General features: G+C 56.8%; 18 protein-coding genes. 14 read left to right on the top strand and 4 right to left on the bottom strand.

Going from position 1 to position 25,486, the window contains the following annotated elements; all coding sequences use genetic code 11:
* The first annotated feature begins 123 nt into the window (after positions 1 to 123).
* Both HOP44_RS12155 and HOP44_RS12150 read left to right on the top strand, forming a co-directional pair.
* Positions 124 to 636 (top strand): mismatch-specific DNA-glycosylase, encoded by a 513-nt coding sequence (locus HOP44_RS12155; RefSeq protein WP_172253683.1) that lies wholly within the window; start codon positions 124 to 126, stop codon positions 634 to 636.
* A 97-nt stretch (positions 637 to 733) separates the two neighbouring features.
* On the top strand, positions 734 to 3,175 hold the full coding sequence (locus HOP44_RS12150) for an EAL domain-containing protein (protein WP_172253681.1): 2,442 nt from the start codon (positions 734 to 736) through the stop codon (positions 3,173 to 3,175).
* Between the two features lie 211 nt (positions 3,176 to 3,386).
* On the opposite strand, the gene HOP44_RS12145 is transcribed toward HOP44_RS12150, so the two are convergent.
* Positions 3,387 to 3,692, bottom strand: coding sequence for a hypothetical protein (locus tag HOP44_RS12145; RefSeq protein WP_172253679.1), 306 nt, complete (start codon positions 3,690 to 3,692; stop codon positions 3,387 to 3,389).
* Between the two features lie 506 nt (positions 3,693 to 4,198).
* Here HOP44_RS12145 and HOP44_RS12140 point away from each other — a divergent pair.
* Together HOP44_RS12140 and HOP44_RS12135 are read left to right on the top strand one after the other, a co-directional pair.
* Entirely contained in the window at positions 4,199 to 5,356 is a 1,158-nt protein-coding gene (locus HOP44_RS12140; RefSeq protein ID WP_246369770.1) for a polysaccharide deacetylase family protein, read from the top strand.
* Between the two features lie 178 nt (positions 5,357 to 5,534).
* The gene (locus HOP44_RS12135) at positions 5,535 to 6,806 is read left to right on the top strand and encodes a methyl-accepting chemotaxis protein (RefSeq protein ID WP_172253677.1); all 1,272 of its coding nucleotides are present in this window, start codon (positions 5,535 to 5,537) and stop codon (positions 6,804 to 6,806) included.
* Between the two features lie 96 nt (positions 6,807 to 6,902).
* Here the strand turns inward: HOP44_RS12135 and HOP44_RS12130 are convergent, their stop codons facing one another.
* Entirely contained in the window at positions 6,903 to 7,823 is a 921-nt protein-coding gene (locus HOP44_RS12130) for an AEC family transporter (RefSeq protein ID WP_172253675.1), read from the bottom strand.
* 208 nt (positions 7,824 to 8,031) lie between these two features.
* Between HOP44_RS12130 and HOP44_RS12125 the strand changes: the two genes are divergently transcribed.
* The 3 genes from HOP44_RS12125 to HOP44_RS12115 all read left to right on the top strand — a co-directional run bounded on the left by HOP44_RS12125 (position 8,032) and on the right by HOP44_RS12115 (position 10,795).
* The gene (locus tag HOP44_RS12125) at positions 8,032 to 8,484 is read left to right on the top strand and encodes a hypothetical protein (RefSeq protein WP_181286071.1); all 453 of its coding nucleotides are present in this window, start codon (positions 8,032 to 8,034) and stop codon (positions 8,482 to 8,484) included.
* Between the two features lie 442 nt (positions 8,485 to 8,926).
* Entirely contained in the window at positions 8,927 to 9,718 is a 792-nt protein-coding gene (locus tag HOP44_RS12120) for a DUF4261 domain-containing protein (protein ID WP_172253673.1), read from the top strand.
* A gap of 372 nt (positions 9,719 to 10,090) precedes the next feature.
* Entirely contained in the window at positions 10,091 to 10,795 is a 705-nt protein-coding gene (locus tag HOP44_RS12115) for an SGNH/GDSL hydrolase family protein (RefSeq protein WP_172253671.1), read from the top strand.
* A gap of 448 nt (positions 10,796 to 11,243) precedes the next feature.
* Here HOP44_RS12115 and HOP44_RS12110 read toward each other — a convergent pair whose 3' ends face one another.
* Positions 11,244 to 13,019, bottom strand: coding sequence for a carboxylesterase family protein (locus HOP44_RS12110; protein WP_172253669.1), 1,776 nt, complete (start codon positions 13,017 to 13,019; stop codon positions 11,244 to 11,246).
* 314 nt (positions 13,020 to 13,333) lie between these two features.
* Positions 13,334 to 14,365: a PocR ligand-binding domain-containing protein gene (locus HOP44_RS12105; RefSeq protein WP_172253667.1), complete on the bottom strand. Its 1,032-nt coding sequence runs from the start codon at positions 14,363 to 14,365 to the stop codon at positions 13,334 to 13,336.
* Positions 14,366 to 14,655: 290 nt separating this feature from the next.
* On the opposite strand from HOP44_RS12105, the gene HOP44_RS12100 reads away from it, so the two are divergent.
* From HOP44_RS12100 to HOP44_RS12070, 7 genes are all read left to right on the top strand, one after another.
* On the top strand, positions 14,656 to 15,792 hold the full coding sequence (locus HOP44_RS12100) for a glycerol dehydrogenase (RefSeq protein WP_172253665.1): 1,137 nt from the start codon (positions 14,656 to 14,658) through the stop codon (positions 15,790 to 15,792).
* A gap of 57 nt (positions 15,793 to 15,849) precedes the next feature.
* A complete protein-coding gene (dhaK, locus tag HOP44_RS12095; RefSeq protein ID WP_172253663.1) occupies positions 15,850 to 17,616 on the top strand; it encodes a dihydroxyacetone kinase subunit DhaK in 1,767 nt (588 codons plus the stop codon).
* A gap of 257 nt (positions 17,617 to 17,873) precedes the next feature.
* Positions 17,874 to 20,000: a serine aminopeptidase domain-containing protein gene (locus HOP44_RS12090; RefSeq protein WP_172253661.1), complete on the top strand. Its 2,127-nt coding sequence runs from the start codon at positions 17,874 to 17,876 to the stop codon at positions 19,998 to 20,000.
* A 106-nt stretch (positions 20,001 to 20,106) separates the two neighbouring features.
* Positions 20,107 to 21,927 carry a sensor domain-containing diguanylate cyclase gene (locus tag HOP44_RS12085; protein WP_246369769.1) on the top strand — a complete coding sequence of 607 codons (1,821 nt, stop codon included), beginning with the start codon at positions 20,107 to 20,109 and terminating at the stop codon, positions 21,925 to 21,927.
* Positions 21,928 to 22,104: 177 nt separating this feature from the next.
* The gene (locus HOP44_RS12080) at positions 22,105 to 24,141 is read left to right on the top strand and encodes a beta-galactosidase (protein WP_172253659.1); all 2,037 of its coding nucleotides are present in this window, start codon (positions 22,105 to 22,107) and stop codon (positions 24,139 to 24,141) included.
* Between the two features lie 133 nt (positions 24,142 to 24,274).
* Positions 24,275 to 24,985, top strand: coding sequence for a pirin family protein (locus tag HOP44_RS12075; protein ID WP_172253657.1), 711 nt, complete (start codon positions 24,275 to 24,277; stop codon positions 24,983 to 24,985).
* Positions 24,986 to 25,005: 20 nt separating this feature from the next.
* Complete coding sequence (locus tag HOP44_RS12070) at positions 25,006 to 25,350, top strand: hypothetical protein (RefSeq protein WP_172253655.1); 345 nt, start codon at positions 25,006 to 25,008, stop codon at positions 25,348 to 25,350.
* Positions 25,351 to 25,486 lie beyond the last annotated feature (136 nt).

The raw sequence follows: 25,486 nt of genomic DNA, 5'->3' as shown, positions 1-25,486 counted from the left end.
ATGAAATGCGTTTCCATTAATAAATATTTGAAGTAACTTTATTTACGTTACCGCTAAAATAAGGACTTGTAAAGCGAGCCTCGGCGTTCGTATCCAAGCCGAAGAAGGAAGGAATCCGATCCCATGCCGGAAATCCACGATCATCTGGACAGCGGACTGTCCGTTCTGTTTATCGGCTTCAATCCCAGCCTGCGTTCGGGGGAGACCGGGCATCATTACGCGAATCCGCGCAACCGGTTCTGGCGGATTCTTGAAGACTCGGGCCTGACTCCAAGGCGCTATGGCCCCGAAGAAGACGGCGAGCTGCTGAAGCTCGGTTATGGCTTCACGAATATCGTGGCCCGTCCGACGCGGGGGATCGACGACATCGGCCGGGAGGAATACAGGGAAGGCCGCGAGATCCTGCGCGGCAAGCTGGCGAACTGCCTGCCCCAAGTCGCCTGTTACGTGGGCAAAGGCGTATATACCGAATTTACCGGCCGCAAACGGGCGGCCTGGGGCTTCCAGAAAGAGTCCGCCGTCGACGGAGTGATCGATTTTGTCGCGCCTTCGTCCAGCGGGCTAGTGCGTATGCCGCTGAGGGAAATTGTGGACATTTATACCGAGCTCCGGCTTTTTTTGGAAGAGGAAGGTTGACCGCGGGAACGACCGGACAATTTTTTGGGATTTTTCTGTCGGGAAAGCCGGTTTCTGCCGATATACTCTCTAACTATGAGTCGGAAAGGAGGAGCACATGGAAACCGTACAGGGCTCTTACAACTTGGGATTAGTGCTTGTCTCCTGCATCGTTTCGGTTCTCGCCTCCTATTCGGCCCTGAATCTGTCGGGAAGAATTCATCTGGCCCACGGACGCCTGCGTGCTTTCTTGCTGGCCGGCGGGGCCGGATCGATGGGGATCGGCATCTGGTCCATGCATTTTGTCGGGATGCTTGCTTTGCAGCTGCCGATGCCGATGACCTACAATATCCCGCTGGTGATCGTATCCATGGTCGTGCCGGTATTCGTATCCTTTATTGCGCTTTGGACCGTTACCCGAAGCCGGCTGACACTGAGGCCGCTGCTCGTCGGCGGACTGCTGCTCGCTTCGGGCGTGGTCGATATGCATTATACGGGCATGGCCGCGATGGCGATGAAGATCAGCTATGATCCGAAACTCGTTACGTTGTCGGTGGTCATCGCCATTACCGCTTCGATGGCGGCGCTGGGCCTTATGCGCAGGCTCCGGGAAGAAGGCAGCCGTACCCTCTACAAATGGGCGAGTTCTTTGATTATGGGCGCGGCAATCGCCGGCATGCACTATACCGGAATGGCGGCGGCACATTTCCACGTGCATGAGCACCAGGCTTCCGCGATCGGCAGCGACCGGGTCGACACGCATACCCTGGCGCTGATTATTGCATTGAGCAGTCTGCTGCTGATTGCGGTCACCATCTACGGGGCATTTATCAACGGCCGTCTGACTCAAAAAGACAAAATGATCCGCAGGCAGGAAAAATGGTACCGGGCGCTGTATGAGAACAACGTCGACGGGATCATCACCATCAGCACGTCGGGCGAGATTATCGATCTCAACACGGCCGCCCTGGAAATGACCGGATCGAAAAGGGAAGACTTCGTGGGGCGGCCGGTCGCGGTGCTGCAGCGGTTTTTCGATACGGAATCTTATCGCGAAGCGCAGATTCGGCATGGAGAAGCTTTTCGATCCAAGGCGCTCGCGTACGAGACGCGGATTCTGCATCCGAACGGGCAGCCGATTCATTTGGGCGTCGTAAGCGTGCCCGTCAATTTGGACAACGAAATGACCGGCACGCATATTATCGTCCGCGATATCAGCCAGCAGAAAAAAGCGCAGGCGCAAATCGAGCATCTGGCCTATCACGACGAGCTGACGAGTCTGCCCAACCGGCGGCAGTTCGATTCGATCGTGCACGAGAAGATCGAAGAGCTGCAGGGAAGCGGACGGCTGGCTGTCATGGTGCTCGATATCGACCGATTCAAAATGATCAACGATTCGCTCGGCCACGCTTACGGCGATGCGTTTCTGCAAAAAGTCGCGCAGCGGATCGCGGAAGTGATCGATGCGGACAAAGCTTCGCTGTCGCGGATGGGCGGAGACGAATTCGCCCTGATGGTTCATTCGTTCTCGTCGGTCGAGGAAGTGGCCCGCCTTGCGCAGCGGATCGTCTCGATTATCCAGATTCCGTATACGCTCAAAGACAACGATTTCTACGTCAGCGCAAGTATCGGGATCGCTTTGTATCCGGAACATGGGGAGAGCCGGGAAGAGCTGATCAAGAATGCCGATTCCGCCATGTATGAAGTCAAACGAGGCGGTAAAAACGGGCATCGGTTCTACTCGGCGGATCTTGACGAAGAACTGCTGTTCAAGATCGAGATCGAAGCCGATCTGCGCAAAGCCATCGAACGCGGCGAGCTGGAAGTCTATTACCAGCCGCAGTACCGGATGCCCGGCCGCGAGCTGATCGGCATGGAAGCGCTGCTGCGCTGGCACCATCCGGTGCGCGGCATGGTTCCGCCAGGCAGATTCGTGCCGATTGCGGAAGAAACGGGACTGATTATGGATATCGGACGCTGGGTACTCAGAGAAGCCTGCCGGCAGGCCAAATCCTGGCACGACGAAGGCCGGGCCCGGGTCCCGGTCTCGGTCAATCTGTCCATGCAGCAGTTTCACCAGCCCGATCTGGAATTCGAAGTCGAACGCATACTGGTGGAGACGGGTCTCGAAGCGAAATACCTGGAACTTGAAATTACGGAAAGCATGATGATGGACGCTGCGGCTTCGATCGGGATTATGAACCGTCTGAGCCGCCTTGGGATCCGTCTGAGTCTCGACGATTTCGGCACCGGTTACAGCTCGCTCAGTTATTTGAGTACGCTGCCGATCAGCCGTCTCAAAATCGATCGTTCTTTCGTCATGAAGCTGGAAGAAAGCGGAAGCGAACGGGCGATCGTCACGACGATCATCGCCATGGCGTACAGCCTGGGAATGGACGTGATTGCCGAAGGGATCGAGACCGAAGGCCAGCTGGCGATTCTGACCGGGCAGCGGTGTTTGGAGTTTCAGGGCTACTACTTCAGCCGCCCTGTTCCGCCCGCCGCCTTGTTCGCAGCCCCATCCGAAGAAGACGAGCATACAACAGAACGCGGAGCCTAAGGGCTCCGCGTTTTTTTGCTTTAAGGGTAAAAAGTCCCGGGAAGATTGGCGGGTTCCGTCCCGATTTGGCATTTCGTCGGAATTCTTAAATTTTTGACATTTGTCGTAACCGGATGCGGACAAACAAACAAAAGAGACCCAAGTTCCAACGACAAGGTTGGAAATCAGGTCTCTTTTTCCGGTAAACGACGGAGACGCCTGTGTATAATAATCAGCCTTTGATCCCGTCTTTATAATGCTTGCTCCAGTGCTTGTCTCCGGTATGAAGAGCGTCCTGTACGGTTTTTTCCAAAGTTTGCAGCAGTTCGGCTTTGATCTGCGAGACTGTATCGAAATAGACGCGTTCTTCGTTTCCGTTAATCCGGTCTCCGTAAATGGCAAGGGCGGCGTTGTCGCAGCGGTGTTTCTCTACGAGTTGGTCGATCGACTGGAAGGCATGCTCCACGTAGTACGAAATACCCTTATGTTCCGACGGAAGCAGTTCTCTCAGTTCTTGGACACGGTTTTGCATTGGCATGTTGGGTCACCTCTTTATGAATGTAAATTTACAATATCACATTTTCACAAAATGTTCATTAATTTTTCCTTAAATCTTTTTTTACATATGAATTTAAGAATGAAAAGAATGAAAGCAAGGAAAATGCGGGTTTGCGTGCCGGGGTTACGAGCGGCCGGTGGTCTTCGTTTTCGTTTTATCAAGTGTCTAACTTGTGTCTATTAGATATTTCGGAAAATTATTTTCAATCGTGAATAGGAAATCGCAATGCTAGCTCGATAAATAGGTAGGACTATTCGACTATTTATTGCTATAGCGAAAAAACGCGGAAATTCTAATAATCTGTAACTTTTTTTAACCGCGGTGTAAAGACATCGTTTCTCTCTTATCCCTATACTGGAAGGCAGGAGTTGGAACCGGGCTTAAGCAGGGCGGTACCCGTATGAAAATTCCGTAGTATCCGGAGCGGCGGCTGTCGACAGACAGGATTGGACCGTCCCACCGGAAAAAAACGGAGGTTAGTGGAGATGGAAAAGTTCGATTGGCGGAATGTATGGAAAAAAGGAGGCCTGGTCGCCCTGATCGCCGTGCTGCTGCTGGCAGCGGCGCCGCGGACGGAAGCGGCCGGCGCAAAACAGGTTCCAGTTGGGTACAACGACGAGCTTACCGGGATCAAGGCGGAGATCAACGCAGGTTCCTTGTACGTGCCTCTGCGCGAAACTTCACAGCAGCTGCACCTCAAGGTAGGCGGAACGACCGAGAGGATTGTCTTGGAGGGCAGCAAGCACAGTATCGTGATCGTTCCGGGCAAGCAGCAGGCGGTCAGCGGATCCAAGACCGTTGCGCTCAAGACCTATGTCAGTGCGGGCCGCACGATGATTCCCGTCTCTCTGCTCAAAGGAACGTTCAACTTCGGGATCGCGTACGATTCCAGCGTGCCGCTGGTGCGGATTACGAGCGGCAAACAGCTGCTCAGCCTGCAAAGTTTCGTCGACCGGAACCGGGCGGTACTGAAAAGCCAAGACCGCGGCAAGACGGAAGAGAAGCCGCAGACCGTCAAACCGGTCTCCGCGAAGCCGATCTATCTGACTTTTGACGACGGTCCGACCGCCCATACGAACGAACTGCTCGATATTCTGCAGAAGTATGAAGCCAAAGGCACCTTTTTCATGCTTGGACCGAATGTCGCGTCTTATCCGAAATCCGTCAAACGTCTGGTCGATTCCGGCAATGCGGCGGGTCTGCACGGCATGACTCATGTCAAAGACAAGTTTTACGCTTCCCCGGCATCCGCGCTGGCGGAAATGAAGCAGGATAGCGAGATGCTGTACAAGGCGGCCGGCGTCAAAACGACGCTGATTCGTACCCCTTACGGCAGCAAGCCTTATTTCAAGCAGGCTTATCGCGATAAGGTGCTGTCTTCGGGGTTCCGCTTGTGGGACTGGAACGTCGATTCCGAAGACTGGAAATACCAGACGGATCACGCCAAAGTCGTGCGCAGTATTCTCGACCAGATCGATACGCTTGAAAAGCAGGGCACCGTCCCTGTCGTCTTGATGCACGATCAGAAGGCGACGCTCCAAGTTCTGCCCGAAGTCTTGAAAACGCTGAAGAGCGAAGGATTTACGTTCGAAGTCATCGGCCAGAATACGACTCCCGTAAATTTTTGGCACGACAAACGGTAAAATGGAAAAGCCCCAAAGACTTTTTCCTTCGGGAAAGAGTCTTTTTCTTTTGCTCAAAGGGTTCAATATGCCTGTTCAATGTGGGATAATCGACTCAGGTTAAGCTGGTACGTATGGGAAAACCGACTCTGGGTGTGCAAGGAACATACCGGAATCGAAAAGGTGGGGGACCGCGCAGATGAAACTGAATTTGGGGAAAAAGATGGTGGCCGGATTTATCGCTATTTCCGGGGTTACTTATGCAACAAGCGCGTTTTTTATTTTCTTCTTGAAACCTTATATTGCCCGTTCGATGGCCGATTGGCTGTATATGAGCATTATTTTGCTGCTGGGGGTTCTCTGGAGCGGCATTCTCGGTTGGTTTGTCTCCAGACTTCTGACGAGGCCTATTGTACGGCTGGCGGATACCGCGCGCGAAGTATCGGGCGGCAATCTCGCCGTAGACGTTCCGACGCGAAACGCGCAGGACGAGATTACCGTGCTGAATGACGCTTTTCGTCAAATGGTGGGGAGCCTGCGCGATATGGTCGAAGATATTGCGTCGGGTGCGGGAGTCACGTCCGAAAATGTGCGGATGATGAGCAGCGCGATCTCCGAGGCGGCCGAGCAGATCGAAGAGATCTCCGGAGGGGTCGACCGGATTCACGAAGGCGTCGAACGGCAGCAGCATGCCACCGAGAATTCCCGCCGCAACGCCGACGAGATGCTTGAAGCGTTCCGCGGGATGCAGGGCAGCTCGGAAGAGATGATCGGATTGTCCGGGAGCATGGAAGGTTCGGTGCGTTCGACCCGCGATATTTTCCTGGCTTTGCGCGAAGGGATCGGCGAGCTGGCCGAGTCGAGTGTCCGTTCGCAGGAAATGGTAGGAAAGCTGGAACGCGAGGCCGCGGATATCGAGATCATCAACCGCTCGATCCGGGATATTGCCGAGCAGACGCATCTGCTGGCTTTGAACGCTTCGATTGAAGCGGCACGGGCCGGCGAACACGGAACGGGCTTTGCCGTCGTCGCCCAGGAAATTCGCAAGCTGTCCGAACAAAGCGCCGATTCGGTCGGACAGATCGGCGAGCGGATCCGGCGAATCCAGGATCAGGTTCGCGATACGGTGCTGCTGATCCAGCAGCAGAGCGAACGGGTCGCGCAGGAGTCGGGACATACCGGAGCGGTGGAAGGACAGCTTGTAGGCCTGGAAGGAGCGGTATACGGGATGGTCGATGCCGTCCGCAGTATCGAACTCATGATTTCGCAGCAGACCGGCCGTGTCGACCAGGCGCACCGGCATGCGGGCGAGATCAGCGAGCGTGCCGCCTCGTTCGCCGAAGAAGCCAAACGGATCGCCAGTTCGATCCATGAAGAAACGGCGATTATGGAAGAACTCTCGACGTCCTCGGAAGAGCTGAACCGGATGACCGGCAGACTGCTGGACAAGACGACGGCTTTCCGGATATAAAAGGTTTTTAACGCAAAAATCCCGCAGCGTAACCCGGAACTTTTCCGGTGCTGCGGGATTTTTGCGTTGGCGACAAGGAAAACGTGGGCGTACCGGTTACAGTCCCTGCGCAACCGTAATCAAGACGGTGACTGTCGCGATATTAAGCAGCGTCGAGACCAGTACGGTCTGTGCGGCAAAGTCGGGCTCGTTGTCATATTCTTCGGCCAGGATCGACGAGTTTACGCCGGTCGGCATTCCCGATGCGATCAGCAGAGCCTGGGCGGGCACTCCCTCGATGCCGAGCAGGAGAATGAGCAGATAGCCGATGACCGGAGCGATCATGAGCCGCAGAATCATGCTGAAGTAGATCGAGGAACGTCCGAGCCGCAGCGGATATTTGACGATTTGCGCTCCCAGCGTCAGCAGAGCGACCGCGACCATCGAATTCTGGATATAGCCGAGCGGCTGCGTGACGAAATTCGGCAGGGGCACGGCGAGAGCATGACACAGAAAGCCGAGTACGAGCGCATAAGGGACGGGCATTTTCAAAAAGCCGATGATTACGCTGCGGTAATTGCCGCTCAGTTTCGCTCCCTGAATCGAAAGGACGCCGTAAGTGAAAGTCAGCAGGCTTTGAAACGACATGATGAGCGCCTGGATCGATGCGGCGAGCGGCGATGCGGCAAAAACCAGCTGATTGATCGGAAGCCCGTAGTTGCCGGAATTGTCCAGCAGCACGCTGTTGGTAAAAGCGGCTTTCATTCCGCTGGAATATTTCAGGGACCGGGTAAGGACAAAAGACAGCAGGTAGAGCATCCCGACATAGAGGCTGTAGAACAAGGCCACGCCGCCCAGCAGTTCGATCGAAATATTCGACCGATACAGGCTCATGAACACGACGGCCGGCGTAATATAATAAAAGTTGATCTTGGACAAGGTATACAGATCGAGCCGAAACAGCCGCTGCATTACGGAACCGGCGGCGATCAAGACAAATACGGGCAGCACGACATCAAGCAGAATCCGGACAATCATCGGGGGTCTCAGCTTCTTTCGATCGGGTTTTCGCCCTAAGGACGAGTCGTGTTTCATTATAGCATCAAAAATCGTCCAAACCTCAACGATCCGGACAATGCCGTCCGCGGGGTTTCGTATCACTGTACAAGCGGCGCTTCTTTGCGGTAAAGTGTAAGCAGAAACGGCGCGCCGCAGCAGGCTGCGCGACCCGGGGAGGAGAACGAAGATGACAGAAACGGCCGAACGGGTCAGATTGTCGCAGTGGGATGCGATCGTATTGGAGAGCGTCCGCGCACTTGGGCTTACGGATGAAGAGATTCTGCGCCGGACGGCGGAAGGGACTCTGCCGGAGCCCCAAGAAGAAGCCATCTCGAGCTTCGAACCGCTGCGGGTGCTCCAGGCCGAACAGCCCGAACTGTTCGAGCAGGCGGTTACCGCAGGTTACCGGATCAAATACAATACGCTTGGCGGCATAAACACGTGGATCCGGATCGTATTCGGACGAACTCCGGAAATCGAACGGGGCGAAGGGATCGAAGGCGTCTCGGCGGAACTGACGCCGGAAGAACGCGACCGGTTGGCTCCGGTCCTCTCGATCGGATGGACGATCGAACGTCAGGGCACGGAAGAAGATTCTTTGGGGACGGCTTCGTACCGCGTTGTACCTGTCCGCTCCTGAACGGCTTTTACCGTATGGGGAGAAGGGCGAATGGAACCCGGATTGCCTCATTGATCCGGTCGGTATCATCCCGGGCTTCTGTTTGTTCCCGCAAAGGGAGCGAGCGGAAGCCTTTTTTTGTATACGGAGATGACGGCAGGGCGGCGGAAAAGTTTCCTTCACATTTAGGGGTTCGACGCCCGGTACGTTGTTCCCGATAGCCGGCGAGCCCATTTAGGTGATTTTTCGCTTTAACGCGTTTATGCGGGTTGGGTTTTTGATACCCTGTACCCGGTTTGTTCCTTCTTTTCCCGGTTCTTTTTGCAGGGAATGAGTCTTCGGCAGGAGTTCCGTCTACAAAGGCTAAGTATTGCCCGTGTTGGGGTAATTATAGATTCGACCCTACATATTTATACATTTCGGATAGCCCAAATAAAAATACGGATCCAAAGGAGAGCTGGAGATGGAATTGTTCGAACGTCCCGGAGAAGAACGAACACGCACACAACGCCGCGAATGGCCGAACGAGTCCGGAAGCACGCTGCGTGCTTTTGTACTGCTGCGCGAACCGGAATGCGACTTTCCGCGTTTTATCCGCAATATGAAGAACGATTGGGAGATCGAAGCCGATGCGCTGCCCGAAGAAGGGAAAATGCTGTTCACGGCGGAAGGACTGCGGGTATCGTGCGAACTGGTAACGGAGCCGCTGCCCGAGAGCGAAGTGGAAGAACGCTGCGATGTCAATCCGCTGTGGTCCGAAGCCGCGAAGCAAATCAAAGGGTATCGGGCGCATGTCGCGGTATCGGTATCCGGCGTCACGGACCCGCTCGTCGGCCATGTGTTGTTCACCCAGGTTCTGTGCAGTTTGCTGAAGCAGGAACATGCGCTTGCCCTGTACCGGTCTCCCATGGTTATGCCGACGGAAGCCTATGTACGCAACGCGATGCTGCTCAAGGAAGGCGAACTTCCGGTACAGCTGTGGGTATTCGTAGGATTGTACGAGGAAGAGCAGGGGGTATCCTCCTATACGGTGGGACTGCGCAATTTCGGCCACGAAGAAATCGAAGTGCTGCGTTCCAGCCATGATCTGGTCGACGTCTTTGAGCTTACTTTCCGCGTGACGGGATATATCGTGGACTGCGGCGCGACGCTGATGGACGGCGAAACGATCGGTTTCTCCGAAGACCAGCGGCTGCTGCTCCAATTGTCGCCGGGGATTGCGGTGGAAGGACAGTCGATCAAGATCGGTTATTGAATACAGCGTGGCTGCAGCCGGCCGGAAGCGATTGAGCGCCACCGCGAGCATCTGCGCGCCTGGCTGGCGGATGTGCCTTCCGAAGGCGAGATTCGCGGCCTGCTGCGCGCATTGAATGAAGCGAAGTAACCGATGTGGATCTCCCAGGCATATCCCCGTTCGGGATGACGGGAATTGCGGGAATCATACCCAGGCCGGAATCGGTTCGCTGACGGGAAACCAGCCTCCGTCAGCGGGCCTTTTTGACGCTGCCGCAGTTCTTCTCAAGGGAAAGCAGAGCGCCTGTCCGGCCTGGGCATGCAGGAAATTCAAACGCTGCGCCGAATACGTACAGCATGATTTGAAACGTTTTTGAAGAAGGGGAGAAGTGGAATGGCCGAAGTATCGCAGGGCAGCCGGGAGCAGAAAGAGGGACAGGGGAGTCCACAGCCGGCGCGAAAAATTTTGTTCCAGGGCGATTCCATTACCGACGGAAACCGGGGGAGAGATGCGGACCCGAACCATATTCTCGGACACGGCTATGTTTTCTGGATTGCGGCGGAGCGCGGATTGGCGCTGGCGCCGCAGCAACCGGAGTTCGTCAACCGCGGCATCAGCGGCAATCGGGCCAGCGATCTCGAATCTCGTTGGACCGAAGACGCGATTGATCTGCAGCCGGATACGATCAGTATTCTGGTCGGCGTCAACGATATTCTGACGTCGATCGCCCAACCCGGCGGATTCGCCCCGGCGGGTTATGAAGCGGACTATCGCCGGCTGCTTGAGCGGACCCGCCGCGAACTGCCAGCTGTCCGTCTGGTGCTGTGCGAGCCGTTTATCCTGCCGGGCGGACATACGGATTTCGATTGGGCCGCCTGGAAAGCGGCGGCGGATGCCTGCGCTTCGGCCGTCCGGCGGCTGGCGGACGAATTCGGCGCGGTCTTCGTGCCGCTGCAGGACGCTTTCGACGACGCATGCAGGGATGCGCCGGCTTCGTACTGGATCTGGGACGGCGTCCATCCGACGACGGCCGGACACGGCCTGCTGGCGCGGCGCTGGCTGGAAACCGTGCAGGCAAGTGCGGCAGCGATTGTCTAAACGGAGAGCCGAAGGCCTATGGAATGCGGCACGGTTCAAACCGCCGATTTTCGCGCGGTTGAAGTCCGGCGGAACCGTACCCGAACAAAAGAAAAGGCTGCAAGCGAACATCGTTCGATACCGAATTTCGCGGAATGTCCGTGAAATGGCGAAGAATGACGGGACGCGGCCGGACAGCTTCTCGGCATCCCCGGTCACGATGTCGAATCTTCCGCCGGCGAAGTCGTGCAGAATGTCGATCAGGGCTCCTGCCGCGACCGGAGGAACGCCCAGGGCATCGAATTGCGCGCGCAGCGTATCGGCCGGAACTTCCGCAAAAGTGACAGACCGGCCGGAGACGCGGGCAACCGCTTCGGCGCGCTGGGCACCCGTCAGACAGAAAAACCCGGATGAATCTTTGCGATTCATTCGGGTTTTTTCTTCTGCGTCTAATTGCTGCGTCAAACCGTCACTCTTGCTGCACCCACATCGACGGAGTGCCGAAGCTTTGATCCAGCCGGCCGCTGAACCAGCGGCCGCTCAGTACTTTGGCGATCAGATCGGCTTTGTCGGTTTCGGAGATGGTGCGGTCGGCGCGCATGGCGGCAATCACCTGATCGTACGTGAACGCCGGTGCGGAGAGGTAGGAAACGGCCGAACGCCGGTTGGCATCGAGAATCAGCATGGATTCGCCGTTCAGCGCGTTCTGCGGTGTCCAGGGCTTCCACGGGGTTAGGCCCGCCCCGTTCGGATTGCCGTCACGGACGAAATTCGAAATATAGGCGCGGAACGTTTGACCGAGAGCGACGGCGCCGGGCAGGTCGTACGCGCTGCCGACCGCCGAATCGTAGTTGGCATTATCCGGCGACAGCAGCGGAACGAAGACGCCGTGGAACGCGCCCAGCAGGCCCATGCCGCGGCCAACCGTATAGGCGTCGCGGCCGAAATCGATCTGCATGCCGTAAATATCGGCTTTGTAGCGGTTGAACATTTTTTGCGCGGATTCCTGAACGTTGAACAGGCTGTACAGCTCGCCTCCGTATTTGTTGATAAAGTTATATTTGGCAATGATATTCGGGTCCGTGTCGATCGTGCCGTCGTTTACAGAGTCGGCAAAATACGGATCGGAGCGTCCGAACAGCGAAAACTCCTGCGCGCCGGTAAGCATCAGCAGCGGGACGTCGTTGTAGTGTTTCGTATCGAAGCCTTCGCGCGGCAGAACCGTTCCGTCTCCGTACAGATGCGGGAATACGCTCATGCGGATACCGGCATTGCCCATCAGCCGGGACAATTTGTCTGCGGGGAGGGAATAGAGATAGTCGCGCACATCGGCGCCGGTCGTGAGCAGCCAGTCGTAGGCTTCGGACTCGGTCGCTTTTTTGCCGTCGGCGACGGCAAGCGGCGCGATCGCTTTGGCGAACGTCTTGGCGCTGGCGTCTTCGTCCGCAATCGTCATGCCGCCGCTGAAGGAGATCGCTTTGTCGAATTTGCCTTCAAACAGCGGAGAGATCAGCATCGCCATTACATCGCGTCCGCCGGCCGAGAAGCCGGCCACGGTTACGTTATCCGCGTCGCCGCCGAATTGTCCGATATTGGCTTTGACCCAATCCAGCGATTTGGCGATGTCAAGCAGTCCGTAATTGCCGGAATTTTCTTCGTCGGTGCCGGTCTTAAGCGCCGGAAGCGGATTGAAGCCGAGCGGTCCGAGTCGGTAATTGACGGAGACGAAGATCGCGTTCGTGCCATTGACCATCGAACTGCCGGTGATCTCGGTCGATTTGCCGGTCTGGTTGTTGCCTCCGTGAATGTACACGATGACCGGCAGTTTGCCCTGCGCATTGTCAGGACGATAGATATCGAGATTAAGCGCGTCCTCCGTGCCTGCAGTCGAACTGCCGGACGCCTGAATCGCGATGTTGCCGGGCTTGGTCGCGTCAAGCACGCCGCTCCACGGCTGCGGGTCGGACGGCGCTTTCCAACGCTGCGTACCGGAAGTCGGGTCTGCATACGGAATCCCCTGCCAGACCAGGGCCCGGTTGGATTCGTCGCGGAATCCTTGTACACGGCCGAAAGGCGTCGACTGGAGCGTCTGCGGACGGAATACGCCGGATTGGGATGGGCCGGCATCGTTGGAAACCGGCGCTGAGGGCGCCGCCGCGTAAGCAGGCATCGGTACGGAGGCGCCGAACAGTCCGGCCGCCAGAACGGGACATAGGAGCAGGGCTCCCCATTTTCTGTAGGTCATCGATGTTTCTCCTCCTTGGAACATGTAGTGGGATGGTCGCGGAAGGAGCGCCCGATTCGACGTTCGGTATACGTCCCCGGGCAAAAAAAAACCTAAACCGATGCACAAGGCATCAGCTTAGGTTACGCCCGAAAAAAGGTCACGTTCCTGTTCGCAGGGATAGTCTACCACAAAATTGTAAGCGCTTCAAATGATTTTTCGCGAAGCCGCTTCAGTGCAGGAGTGCATTGTGTTTCCACGCTGAACCGCTGTTTTCCACACGGCCGGCTTCCCTTACTGCTGTTTCATCTGCATGAAATCGGAAGGGTCCTAGCTTATTTCCGATAATACTTCCGATAAACCGCAGGTGTCGCGTTTTCGTACTTTTTGAACGTTTTGATAAAATAGCCCGGTTCATTGAAGCCCAGTTCCGCGCTGATCTGCGAGACCGGAAGATCCGTCTGCTCCAGCAGCTGCCGGGCCCAGACAATCTTCAGCCGGGCGGCGTATCCCGAATAACTTTCCCCGATCTCCTTGGCGAACAGACGGCTGAAATAGCTCGGACTGATGTGACAGAGTTCGGCCATTTTCTTCAGCGGCACCGATTCGTTCTTGTGCGCAAACAGATAATCCAGCGCTGGCTGAAGAACGGGATGATCGGAGCGTTCGCTTCCGCCGGAGGCCGCGCCAAGCGTCGCATCGGCGAGCAGTCGGGCCGCGTCGCGGCGGGCATTTTCCGGATGGCGCAGCGTATAGCCCGGCAGCAGCTCGGACAAGCTCGGCAGGGTACCGCTGCCCGACGCTTTGTCGAAGATCTCCGCGATCCGGTTCTTGTTCGTCGCTTCTTCCACGATATAGCTGCACAGCAGCGAGAGCATATTCGAGATCGTCACGATCTCCTGATACGACATCACCGGAAGATCGGCGTAATGGTCTTTGAGTTTTTCCCATTTCTCGCTGTACAGTTTCTTGTTCTTGGAAGTCAGGATCTGCTCGAGTTCGGTCGAACCGGCGTGATCGGACAAGCGTACCTGCCCCGCCATAACGGCGCCGATGTATTGGCCGTCGATCATGACAGGCACGGCGATGTCGATAATATTGTAATGGCAGAGGTAAATGTACGGTTTGTTCGAGCGCACCGCTTCCAGTCCGCCGCGGGAGTCGCATTTCTGACAGTAGGGGAGCAGGTCTTCGTCCTGGCGAACCGCGTTGCAGAACGATTGGCAGGCGCTGTGCCGCGTGACGGCATTTCCTTTGTAATCGACGGTCAAGATGGCGAGTTTGGTGACGGAGGCGAGCGAATCCTGGAGGCGTTCCCACTTTTCGAGGTCGAACACGGTCTGGATACTGAGAAGTTCGCCGGTCATGGCAGCTCCTTCTTTCGAAAATGGGATTTTGAGTACATACATAAACGCATAAAAGCATGTAAGCGATGACAAAAAGGTGCAACTTTACCCGATAGGACATCAAATTACGATTGCAGATTATAATATATTGTTTTAAAAGTGCAATGTAAACCTTAAAATTGTAGATTATGATGAAAGAAAGCGGCATCAGGATGCGCAATCGCAGCTAACTCGCAGTTTTAATCGTATTTTGATATCCTGCCGCGGCTGCAAACCGATGATCATACTACTACTATCTGGAGGGATTTAAGGTGAGAAAAGCTTTTATCAGTCCGTCGAAATATGTGCAAGGCGAAAATGAACTGCTCAACCTGGGTTACTTTGTCGGCTCGTTCGGCAAATCGGCACTGCTGATCGCGCACCCGGACGACGCGGCAAGAGTCAAAGACAAGCTGGATGCGACGGCGGAGAAGTTCGGAATCTCGTTCGTTGAGAGCGGTTTCATGGGCGAGTGTTCGCGTCAGGAAGTCGCTCGTCTGCAGGCGATCGCCGAAGAGAACAACTGTGACTGCGTCATCGGTCTCGGCGGAGGCAAAGCCATCGACGCCGCCAAATGCGTGGCCCAGGGCGAAGCGCTGATTATCTGTCCGACGATCGCCGCGACCGACGCGCCGACCAGCCACTCGGCCGTGCTGTACACGCCGGAAGGCGCTTTTGACGACTACGCGTACTTCAAGCAGAGCCCGAGCGTGGTTCTGGTCGACACGACCGTCATCGCCAACGCGCCGACGAGATTCCTCGTATCCGGCATGGGCGACGCGCTGTCCACGTACTTCGAAGCCCGCGCGACTTCCCGCTCGTATTCGAAAGTCAACGCCGGTCTGCCAAGCGGCGTCCGGGAAGGCAAAGCGGCTCCTGCGATCGGCACGAACGCGGCGATGGCGCTGGCCACGCTGTGCTACGAAATGCTGCTCAAAGACGGCGTCAAAGCCAAAGCGGCCTGCGACAATAACGTGGTCACCCAGGCGCTTGAAAATATCGTCGAAACGAATATCCTGCTGTCGGGACTCGGTTTCGAAAGCGGCGGCCTGGCCGGCGCGCATGCGATCCATGACGGTCTGACCATCCTTGAAGAAGCGCACCATTACTTCCACGGCGAAAAAGTGGCGTTCGGCACGATTGCCCAACTGGTCCTGGAAAACGCGCCGACCGAAGAACTCAACCAGGTTATGGACTTCTGCCTGGATGTCGGTCTGCCGGTCTGCCTGGCGGATATCGGCGTGAAGTCGATCACCCGCGAACAGCTGCTGGAAATCGCGGAGAAAGCCTGCATTCCGGAAGAGTCGATTCACGCCATGCCTTTCCCGGTTACGGTAGAGCAGGTAGCTGCGGCCGTTCAGACCGCCGATCGGCTCGGCAGCGCGTACAAAGCGGCCAGAGGCCTGTAAGTTCTCAAGCCGTCGGGGACAAGCCCGGCAAGTTCGACCAATTAGGAGGTAAGCCTTTTGAAAAAAGTCATCAACAAACCCGAAGACCTCGTCATGGAGATGTGCAGCGGACTCGTCCTTGCGCATCCCGAGCTGGAATTCCTGCAGAAATATAAGGTCATCAAGAAAAAAGAACTGAACGCAAACAAAGTGACCCTGATCAGCGGCGGAGGCAGCGGCCACGAACCGGCGCACGCCGGCTTTGTCGGCAAAGGCATGCTCGATGCGGCGGTCTGCGGCGACGTATTCGCTTCGCCGTCCCAGATCCAGATCTATCAGGCGATCAAGTCGACCGCAAGCACCAAAGGCACGCTGCTGATCATCAAAAATTACAGCGGCGATATCATGAACTTCAAGAACGCTTCCCATCTGGCATCCGAAGACGGCATCGAAGTCGATTACGTCCGTGTCGACGACGATATCGCGGTCGAAGACAGCCTCTATACGGTAGGACGCCGCGGCGTGGCGGGCACCGTGCTCGTACACAAGATCGCGGGCGCCGCAGCCGAAGAAGGCCGCAGCCTGGCCGAAGTCAAAGCGGCGGCGGAGAAAGCCGCGGCGAACGTACGCAGTATCGGCTTTGCCCTGACGTCATGCACCGTGCCGGCGAAAGGAACCCCTACGTTTAAACTCGGCGAAGACGAGATCGAATACGGCGTGGGCATCCACGGCGAACCGGGGATCCGCCGCGAGAAAATGGCGACGGCCGACGAATTGGCTGCGCATACGGTCAAGGATCTGCTGCGCGACATGAAGCTTGAAGGCGCCGAAGGCGAAGAAATCGCGCTGCTGGTCAACGGCTTCGGTTCGACGCCGCTGCAGGAGCTGTATCTGTTCAACCACGCGGTAACGCGCGAATTGACGGAGAAGAAGATCAAGATCAACCGGACGTTCGTCGGCAACTACATGACGAGCATCGACATGGCCGGCATCTCGGTCACGTTCATGAAGCTCGACGACGAACTCAAGGGACTGCTGTCGCGCGAAAGCGATACGCCGGCGTTCAAAGTATCGGGCCCGGTCGTGCAGCCGGCTTACGAAGAACTGCGCCGCTCCGGCGCGGACGATGTCACGGCTTCCGCTTCGTTTACGGTTGAAACGCCGGCCGAGTATGCGCAGGTATCGGGCGGCACGATTACCCGCGACAATGTCGTGTACGTGATCGACAAGATGAGCGAGATCATCATCGAGAACGAAATCCCGTTCTGCGAACTGGATTCGCAGGCCGGCGACGGCGACTTCGGCATGAGCGTCGCCAAAGGCTTCAAGCAGCTCAAGCGCGAATGGAAAGAAATTCTGTCGCATGACGATCCTTCGATCGGCGGTTTCCTGAACGAGTGCTCGCTCGTCATCATGGAATACTGCGGCGGCGCTTCCGGACCGATCTGGGGTTCCGCGTTCCGCGCGGCCGGACGTTCGGCGGGCGAGAAGACGGAACTTGACGTAGCCGGTTTCGCCGAGCTGCTGCAGGCTGCGGTAGCGGGCATTCAGTCGACCGGCGAGCGTTCGTTCGGACGCGGGGCGGTTGTCGGCGACAAGACGCTGATCGACGCGCTGGTCCCGTGCGCGGATGCCTGGACGGCAAGCGCCGCTGCCGGAGACGACGTCAAAACGGCCTTTGCCAAAGGCGCGGAAGCGGCTGTGGCGGGAGCCAAGAAGACGGAGGAGATCGTGGCGCGCATGGGACGCGCGGGTACGGTCGGCGAACGCAGCATCGGGTATCCGGATGCGGGCGCGCACGCGCTCGGCGTGATCTTCACGCAGCTGTCGGAGAGCTTGAAGTAACAGGCGCGCTTCCTGGCGTGAATCTAAGAGCGGGAGAACAACGGCAGCCGGGCGATCCGGCTGGCCGGCTCTTTGCTCTGCGCTTCTAACGCCCGTATCCGGCATTTCCGCCGCTTGAAAGAAGCGGGCGGCATACCGTTTTGCCCGCTATCCCTAATTCAGCCTTCCGCAATTTTAGTTAGTTGTTCGACCGTTCGATTCCCGTTCAGCTTTACGATTTTATACTGATGCGACCAAGGTCGCGGGGAGATAGCCAAGTGAAAACCTTATCCAACCTCTTCAAGAAACCGGCAGGACTGCTCGCATTGTCTCTGGTTCTGGTTGTGCTCGGCAGTCTGCTGGCCGGCATGTTCAATACGTCCTTCTACAAAGTAAACGTCAAGGAAATCTCGTTCAAAGCCGATCACGGCACGCTGCACGGCCTGCTGTATATGCCCAAAGGAGCAGGGCCCGACGATCCCCGTCCGGTCATCGTCACGACGCACGGCTACCTGAACACGAAGGAAATGCAGGACGCGCCGGCGATCGAAATGTCGCGCCGCGGTTATATCGTGCTGGCCCTTGATATGTACGATCACGGCGATTCCCGCTGGGACGGGGATATTAAGGTCGGCGAGCAGTTCTCGACATTCTGGATCTACTCGCAGTTCGATGCCGCCAAATATATGTACGAACAGGATTATACGAAAAAAGACGAAAACGGCAACGCGTACCTCGCGGTCAGCGGACACTCGATGGGCGGTTTCTCCACGCTGCTCGCCATGTACATGGACGAGATGAATTCGCTGCAGGCCGGACACCGGATGATTTATACCGGCATCTCGGTCGGCTCCGACTTCTCGTACGCCGCCGCCGTCGCGCCGCAGGATCAGCTGACGGCCGCTTACGGCGACCGCACGGTCGGCATGATTGCCGGCCATTACGACGAATTCTTCTTCAACAAGTCCGATGAAGAGAAAACGGCTGCCGAGAAAGAAATCGTCGGTACCGTTATGCGCAAAGACTTTGCCAAAACGCTGTCGGGGCGTGCGTTCCTCGGACTGGCCGAAGGCAGCGAAGAAGCGAAGCAGGGGCAGTACTACACGGTGGATGCCGGCGACCTCAAGGTTGAAGACAAGGTCGTTCGTCCGTCCCAGACCGGCGAACGCATTATCTATACGCCGAACCAGACGCATCCGTGGAACCATTTTTCCCCGGAAACGACCGGCTACCTGATCGACTTTTATCAGCATGCGTTCGAAGGCGTGACGTCTCCCAACCAGACCGACGCCAATCTGTCTTCGGGCAGCCAGATCTGGTGGCTCAAGGAAGCGTTCAACTTCATCGCCATGATCGGATTTTTCCTGATGATCGTGCCGATGTCGGTACTGCTGCTTCGTCTGCCGTTCCTCAAGCAGTCGATTACGACGGTTACGGCTCCGCTGGCCAAACCGCTCGGCGGCGGGCAAAAAGCCGCTTACTGGATCGCCGTCGTGTTCAGCGCGCTGATTCCGGCGATCTTGTTCCCGACGCTGATGGACAAATCGCCCGGCGGTCTGCATACGCTGACGATCATTGCGATCGTGCTGCTTGTCGTCTCCGTGATCGCGGCCGTAATCGGCTTCGCCCGCTCGGGAGCTTCGGCGGCTATGCGCCACGTCGGCATCGGCGGCCTTATTCTCGCGGTCGTCTCGGCCGTGATGTGGATTCTGTTCGCCAAAGCGGACGGCATCGTGCCGCTCAGTCCGTTCTTCAACGAACCGACGACGAACCAGATCGTCTACTGGGCCCTTGTATCCGCGTCGATCACGGCGTTTATCACGTTCGCGTTCTACTACTTTAACAAAAAGCATTCCGGCGTCCGCTTCTCGGATTACGGCATCAGCTTAAATCCGATGGCGATTGTCGCAAGTCTGTGTACGGCGGTCATCGCCGTCGCGATCGGCTATCTGCTGCTGTTCGTCATGCAGGCGATCTTCGGCACCGACTTCCGGATCTGGACGTTCGCGGTCCGCACGTTCACGGTTGAACATTTCATTACCGGACTGCGGTATATGCCGTTCTTCCTGATCTACTACTTCGTCAGCGCCGTGGCGCTGAACGCCGATACCCGTTCGCGCAAAGGCGGTTATCTGCTTGCGATCTTCCTGAACGTGGGCGGCCTGATCCTGTGGCTGATCGCCCAATACGGTCTGGATTTCGCCAGAGGCGTGGCCCTGTATCCGGCCCAGAACCTGAACGGCATTCTGCTGTTCGCTCTGGTACCGGTGCTGGTGATTGCCGCGATCTATGCGCGCAAACTGTTCGAGAAAACGAACAACGTGTGGCTTCCGGCCTTCGTAAACACGATTCTGTTTACGCTGGCGACCGTCGCCAACACGGTTATGTTCTGGAACCTGGTTTAATTTTCAGCGAAACGCCGGACCTGCGTCCGGCGTTTTTTTGTTTTTGCTAATGAAAAGATTCCCGATAGCAGATAATAAGAATAATAAGCTATAAGGAGACAGCGGAATGAACAAAATGCTGCAGGGACTGTTCCAGGGCAAAAAGTTTATCGGTTCGAATTTGATCAAAGCCAACATTTGGTTCATGGTCGTATTTGTGCTCAACGTTACCGTCAGTTTCTTCTACATGGCTTATTCGGTACAGGCCGATTACCAGGAGGTCCGCGAGGCGGCCGATCTGCGTATCCAACTGCTGACTTTGGAAAATGCGCTGGTCGATCAGGAAACCGGCCAGCGCGGTTTTTTGCTGTCCGGCAATGCGGATTTTCTGGAGCCTTTCGACCAGGGGACGCTGCTGTACGAGCGTACGGCTGTCGGGCTTTTGGGCAGGGCGGAACATATGGACGAGTTCGCCGATTTCCAAAAGAAAACGGCCGGGCTGATCGAAATCGGACGAAGCTGGAAAACGGAGTACGGAGACCCCCAGATCAGGGAAGTCATGGCCGGCGGCAATGTCCCGAATACGGAATTGGAAGCGAGCAAAAGCCGGTTCGATGCGTTCCGCAGCCTGGAAGCCGAACTGTTGCATTTTGTCGAACGGCTGCGGGACGATCGAAGAACCGCCATGCTGCACAATCTCTACTATCTTTTCGCAATTATGGGAACCGTTTTTATTGCCGTGCAGTCTTTTATGCTGTATTACCTGCAAAAAGGCCTGACCCGGATCGCCAACCCGATTATCGAATTGGACAAGGCGGTCGCTTCGTACGAAGAAGGCAATATCCAGGCGAGTCTGCCGGCCTACGGAGAAGCCAACGAGATCGGACGGCTGATCAAAAACTTCCGGCTGATGCACGAGGAAATGGAGAAGGAAAAGCGGACGCTTGCCGAAACGTACCGGATGATCAATGTGCTCAATCAGGCACGCAGCATTGAGGAGTCCTACCACGCGGCTCTGCATTCGATCTGGACGCTGGTGCCGTGCGAACGTCTTTCGATCATTATCCGCAACGGAGACCGCGGGTTTTCCATCAAAGCCGTTTACGAGAACGGCGTGCTGGATTACCGGGATATTCCGCTTGGCGGCGAAGAAGAAGATATGTATGAGCTGCTTCGGGGAGGATTTTCGATCCTGCATGAAGACTGGTCGACATACCGGGCAAAAGGTTCGATTACCGACCGGCTGTACGAAAGCGGGATCCGTTCGTCGCTGCATATCATTCTCAAGAAAGAAGCCCGGGTCTTCGGCGTGCTGAATTTGTTGTCCACGGAGACCCATGCGTTTTCCGTTCAGAAAAAAGAACGTCTGGAACTGCTGTCCCCGATGATTGTCACGGCGCTCGAAAATGCGAAAGAAACGACGCGGATTCAGGAAATGGCGCTGCACGACGGGCTGACCGGACTGTGGAATCGCAGATATTTCGAATCCTGCATGGACACTTTTGACGTCGAGCGCAGACAGAAAGGACCGGATTATGCGTTCAGTCTGATCCTGCTGGATGTCGACCGGTTCAAGCTGTTCAACGATAACTGGGGACATCAGGAAGGAGATCTGGTGTTGAAATACCTGGCTCAGCTGCTGGAAACCTGCGTGAGACCCGGCGATGTTGCGGTTCGGTTCGGCGGGGAGGAATTCGCCGTTCTGCTGCCGCATACCAGGCTGGAAGAAGCGGAGGCTGCCGCCGAACGGATCCGCAGACGGCTGGAGTCGGAATCGCCGTCGCGCAAATACAAGATCACCGCAAGCTTCGGAGTCGCGGAATGGACCGACGGGTTCGATCGCCAGCAGCTGATCGAAGCCGCCGACCGGGCGCTCTATCAAGCCAAGGAAAGCGGCCGCAACCGCGTCTGCGCTTACCGGGCGGAACCGGGCGTAGAGCCTGTCTGATTGCTCCCGCAATCGCTGCGCTTGTATAACGAATAAGAGTTTCTCGACAGTCTGGCAGCCCGGTCCGATCGGGCTGTCTTTTTGCGGTTTGGGGAAAACGTTTGCGAAAGGGCAGGGATTAAAAAGCGAACCTCGAATGTTTAAGGCACGAAGCCAACAGGAGAGGGGGACAACAAGATGACAGAGAGCCGCATCCAGAACTACCGACAGATTCGTTTGGGCGTCGATTATTATCCCGAGCATTGGGAAGAATCGATGTGGGAAGAAGACGCTGCCTTGATGCGCAAATCCGGTGTAGCCGTAGTCCGGGTCGGCGAATTCGCCTGGAGCCGGATGGAGCCGCGGGAAGGCGAATTCGATTTCGCCTGGCTCGACCGCGCGATCGATTTGTTCGGACGAACCGGCATCGATGTGGTGATCGGCACGCCGACGCATACGCCGCCGAGGTGGCTGACGGACAAGTACCCGGACGTGCTGCCGGTGATGTCCAACGGAGCCGTGTACCAGCCGGGGGTTCGCGGCCACCGCTGTTTCAACAGCCGTTCGCTGCGCAAATTCGGCGAGCGCATAATCGGGAAGCTGGCGCAGCGCTACGCGTCGCATCCGGCCGTGATCGGCTGGCAGACGGACAACGAATTCAGTATGCTGGACAGTCAAAGCGCCCAGGCGGCGGAAGACTTCCGCGACTGGGTCTACCGGAAATACGGAACGCTCGAAAATTTGAACCGGGAATGGGGAACGGTCGTCTGGAGCGGCGAATATTCGGATTGGAGCGAAGTGACGCCGCCGCTCGGCGGATCGCCGTATCAAAATCCCTCTTTCCTGCTCGATTTTGCCCGTTTCCAATGGGACACGGTCGCCGACTTCCAGACGGGGCAGATCGCGGCGATTCGCAAATACTGCCCGGAACATTTTATCACGCACAATTTCCACAGCTATCCGCAGCGCCTGGATCTGTATCAAATCGGCGCCGAACTGGATTTCGCTTCTTTCGACTATTATCCGAATACGTCGCCGGGCAAAGCCGCCACATCTCCGTACAGCGGTGCGCTGTCGCTTGATGCGACCCGCGGGGTGAAACGCCAAAACTTTTGGATTATGGAACAGCTCGGCGGCTCGCCGGGAGCCTGGATGCCGATGTGGCGGATGCCCCAGCCCGGCTATATCCGGGCTTATGCCTGGCAGGCGATTGCGCGCGGCGCGGATACGGTCGTTCATTTCCGCTGGCGCAGCGCTCCGATCGGGGCGGAGCAGTTCTGGCACGGTCTGATCGACCACAGCAACGTGCCGGGGCGCCGCTTGGACGAATTCGCCGGGATGAGTACCGAAGTCCGGCGGCTCGCCCCGATGCTCGAAGGGACCTCGGTAGACGCGCACGTTGCCATTCTGATGTCGCATGAGCAGCTTGAAGCGCTTAGGATTCAAAAGCAGACCGACAACTTCGATTATTACGAAAATATCAAGGAATATCACCGGGCACTAACCAAGCTTGGGATCGTGTGCGACGTGATCGATTGGCGTCAACCGCTGGAAGGCTACCGGGTGGTTATCGCTCCGCATCTGTATCTGTTGGACGACGAAGCGGCGGAACGTCTGTCGCGCTTCGCTTCCGGCGGAGGCACGCTGCTGCTGACGGCGCGGACCGGCGTCAAGAATATGGCCAGCGTCTGCGTGATGCAGCCTCTCCCGGGTCTGCTCTCGGACTGTGCCGGCGTGAAGGTGCGCGAATACGATCCGCTGGGCAGCGATATTGTCCGGCTCGATACGGAAGACGGAGAGCAGTTCGCCTGCAGCCAATGGGCGGACATCCTCGATCCGGAACCAAGCGGACGGACGGAAGTGCTTGCGCGCTACGGAGGCCATGTATGGTTTGCCGGAGAAGCGGCGGTGACCCGGCATCGGTTCGGCCGCGGAGAGACCTACTATCTGGGTACGCATCCCGAAGAACATTATTTGCGTTCGCTGCTGCTGCAGATTTCCCGGGAGCGGGGGATCGGACATATCGAAGGGCTTCCGGCAGGCGTACAGGTCTCGGTACGCAGCGGGGAGGGCGGGGCCTATCTGTTCGTTCTGAATCTCGGCCGGGAACCGCGGCGCGTTCGGCTGGGCGGCTCTTATGCCGAGGCAGCGCACGGAGAAGGACTGCTGAATGGAACAAACCCGGCCGGCGAAATCGAACTGGAGCCTTACGGTGTCGAGATTTTCCGGACTTGAGCTATTTTTATTAAAGTTTCTAACTTTATTTTTATTTTCCTCTTGAAAATCTCAAATTAAAAGTAATAATAGAGAAGCAGGACACTTTATCGATCCGTTTTCATTTCGAGAACGAAAGGGGTTAGAAACCGATATGATTCAGACTTATCCGGCCAGTTCGCGTTTCGAATACGATAAAGGCTGGCTCAAAGGCGGCCACAGCTTTTCTTTTGGCGAATATTACGATCCCGAGAACGTCAAATTCGGTCCCATGCGGGTCTGCAACGACGATATTATCGCACCGGGCAAAGGGTTCGGTGCGCATCCCCACAGCGACATGGAGATCGTCTCGATCATCCTGTCGGGCCGGCTTCGCCACGAAGACAGTCTCGGCAGCGTGGCGGTGACCGGATTCGGCGGCGTACAGCGCATGAGCGCGGGAACCGGCGTGATCCATACCGAGCATAACCCGTCCGACCGCGAAGACGTGCACATCCTCCAGCTCTGGTTCGAGCCGGCCGAGCGGGGCAAACAGCCTTCCTATACGACAGGCGAATTCGATCCTGCCGGGCTGGACGGAGCGCTGCTGCCGATCGCATCGGGACAGGGACTGGAAGGCGTCACCGATCTGGGGCAGGACATGACGATCTATTTGAGCCGGCTGGAAGCGGGACAGAAGCTCGACTTCAGGCAGGAAGCCGGCCGCCGGGTATTCCTGTTCGTGATCGAAGGCGAACTGAAGGTGGACGGTTCGGGCGAGGCCGCCGTACTCGGCCGCCGCGACACGGCCCGGATTACGGAAGCGCCGGAGCTGGCGCTGACCGCTTCCGCGCCGGTCTTCTATATGCTGGTCGATCTGCCGTAAGCGAAAAGGAGGAAGCGACAATGACGATACAGGATCACGACCGCATTCTCGTCAAGCATGCGGTAACGGGGCGGATGTTCGTGAACAGCGGAACCGACGATGTGACGTATACGCTCGAGCGGATCGGAGCCGACGGAGCCGCCGTGCTGAGCATTCAGGGCATCTCCCCGTGGCTGGCCGAAGATATTCGCGGCGTGCAGCGCGAACTGAACGTGTTTCACTTCGAAGAACCGCCGGGCGAGCCGCCTGTCAAGCATTGGTTCTATGTGGGCGAGCACGATGTCGTCTACGACGAAGCGACATCCACGCTGACAATTCGCACAGGCGCGGAAATCACGTACAAGCCGGACGAATATTGGGCGTAAAGGAAAGAACCCTGTAGAAGAAACGAACCGTAGGCGCGGCATTCAGGCGTCTGCGGTTCGTTTTTTTGTCATATTCTTTTCGGGAATTGTTCGTGTTCGGCCTTTTGCCGGCACCGGAGGCTTATCAGGTTCATTT

Origin of the sequence: Saccharibacillus deserti (assembly GCF_013618475.1) — a bacterium.
Taxonomy (GTDB): domain Bacteria; phylum Bacillota; class Bacilli; order Paenibacillales; family Paenibacillaceae; genus Saccharibacillus; species Saccharibacillus deserti.
This window is presented reverse-complemented; position numbering and strand designations above follow the sequence as displayed.

Excerpts from the sequence above, each read along its gene's own strand:
- HOP44_RS12140 (WP_246369770.1), top strand. The coding sequence starts at position 4,199 with ATGGAAAAGTTCGATTGGCGGAATGTATGGAAAAAAGGAGGCCTGGTC.
- HOP44_RS12150 (WP_172253681.1), top strand. The coding sequence starts at position 734 with ATGGAAACCGTACAGGGCTCTTACAACTTGGGATTAGTGCTTGTCTCC.
- HOP44_RS12105 (WP_172253667.1), bottom strand. The coding sequence starts at position 14,365 with ATGACCGGCGAACTTCTCAGTATCCAGACCGTGTTCGACCTCGAAAAG.
- HOP44_RS12075 (WP_172253657.1), top strand. The coding sequence starts at position 24,275 with ATGATTCAGACTTATCCGGCCAGTTCGCGTTTCGAATACGATAAAGGC.
- HOP44_RS12155 (WP_172253683.1), top strand. The coding sequence starts at position 124 with ATGCCGGAAATCCACGATCATCTGGACAGCGGACTGTCCGTTCTGTTT.
- HOP44_RS12130 (WP_172253675.1), bottom strand. The coding sequence starts at position 7,823 with ATGATTGTCCGGATTCTGCTTGATGTCGTGCTGCCCGTATTTGTCTTG.
- HOP44_RS12115 (WP_172253671.1), top strand. The coding sequence starts at position 10,091 with ATGGCCGAAGTATCGCAGGGCAGCCGGGAGCAGAAAGAGGGACAGGGG.
- HOP44_RS12120 (WP_172253673.1), top strand. The coding sequence starts at position 8,927 with ATGGAATTGTTCGAACGTCCCGGAGAAGAACGAACACGCACACAACGC.
- HOP44_RS12070 (WP_172253655.1), top strand. The coding sequence starts at position 25,006 with ATGACGATACAGGATCACGACCGCATTCTCGTCAAGCATGCGGTAACG.
- HOP44_RS12085 (WP_246369769.1), top strand. The coding sequence starts at position 20,107 with ATGAACAAAATGCTGCAGGGACTGTTCCAGGGCAAAAAGTTTATCGGT.
- HOP44_RS12135 (WP_172253677.1), top strand. The coding sequence starts at position 5,535 with ATGAAACTGAATTTGGGGAAAAAGATGGTGGCCGGATTTATCGCTATT.
- HOP44_RS12110 (WP_172253669.1), bottom strand. The coding sequence starts at position 13,019 with ATGACCTACAGAAAATGGGGAGCCCTGCTCCTATGTCCCGTTCTGGCG.
- HOP44_RS12125 (WP_181286071.1), top strand. The coding sequence starts at position 8,032 with ATGACAGAAACGGCCGAACGGGTCAGATTGTCGCAGTGGGATGCGATC.
- HOP44_RS12145 (WP_172253679.1), bottom strand. The coding sequence starts at position 3,692 with ATGCCAATGCAAAACCGTGTCCAAGAACTGAGAGAACTGCTTCCGTCG.
- HOP44_RS12080 (WP_172253659.1), top strand. The coding sequence starts at position 22,105 with ATGACAGAGAGCCGCATCCAGAACTACCGACAGATTCGTTTGGGCGTC.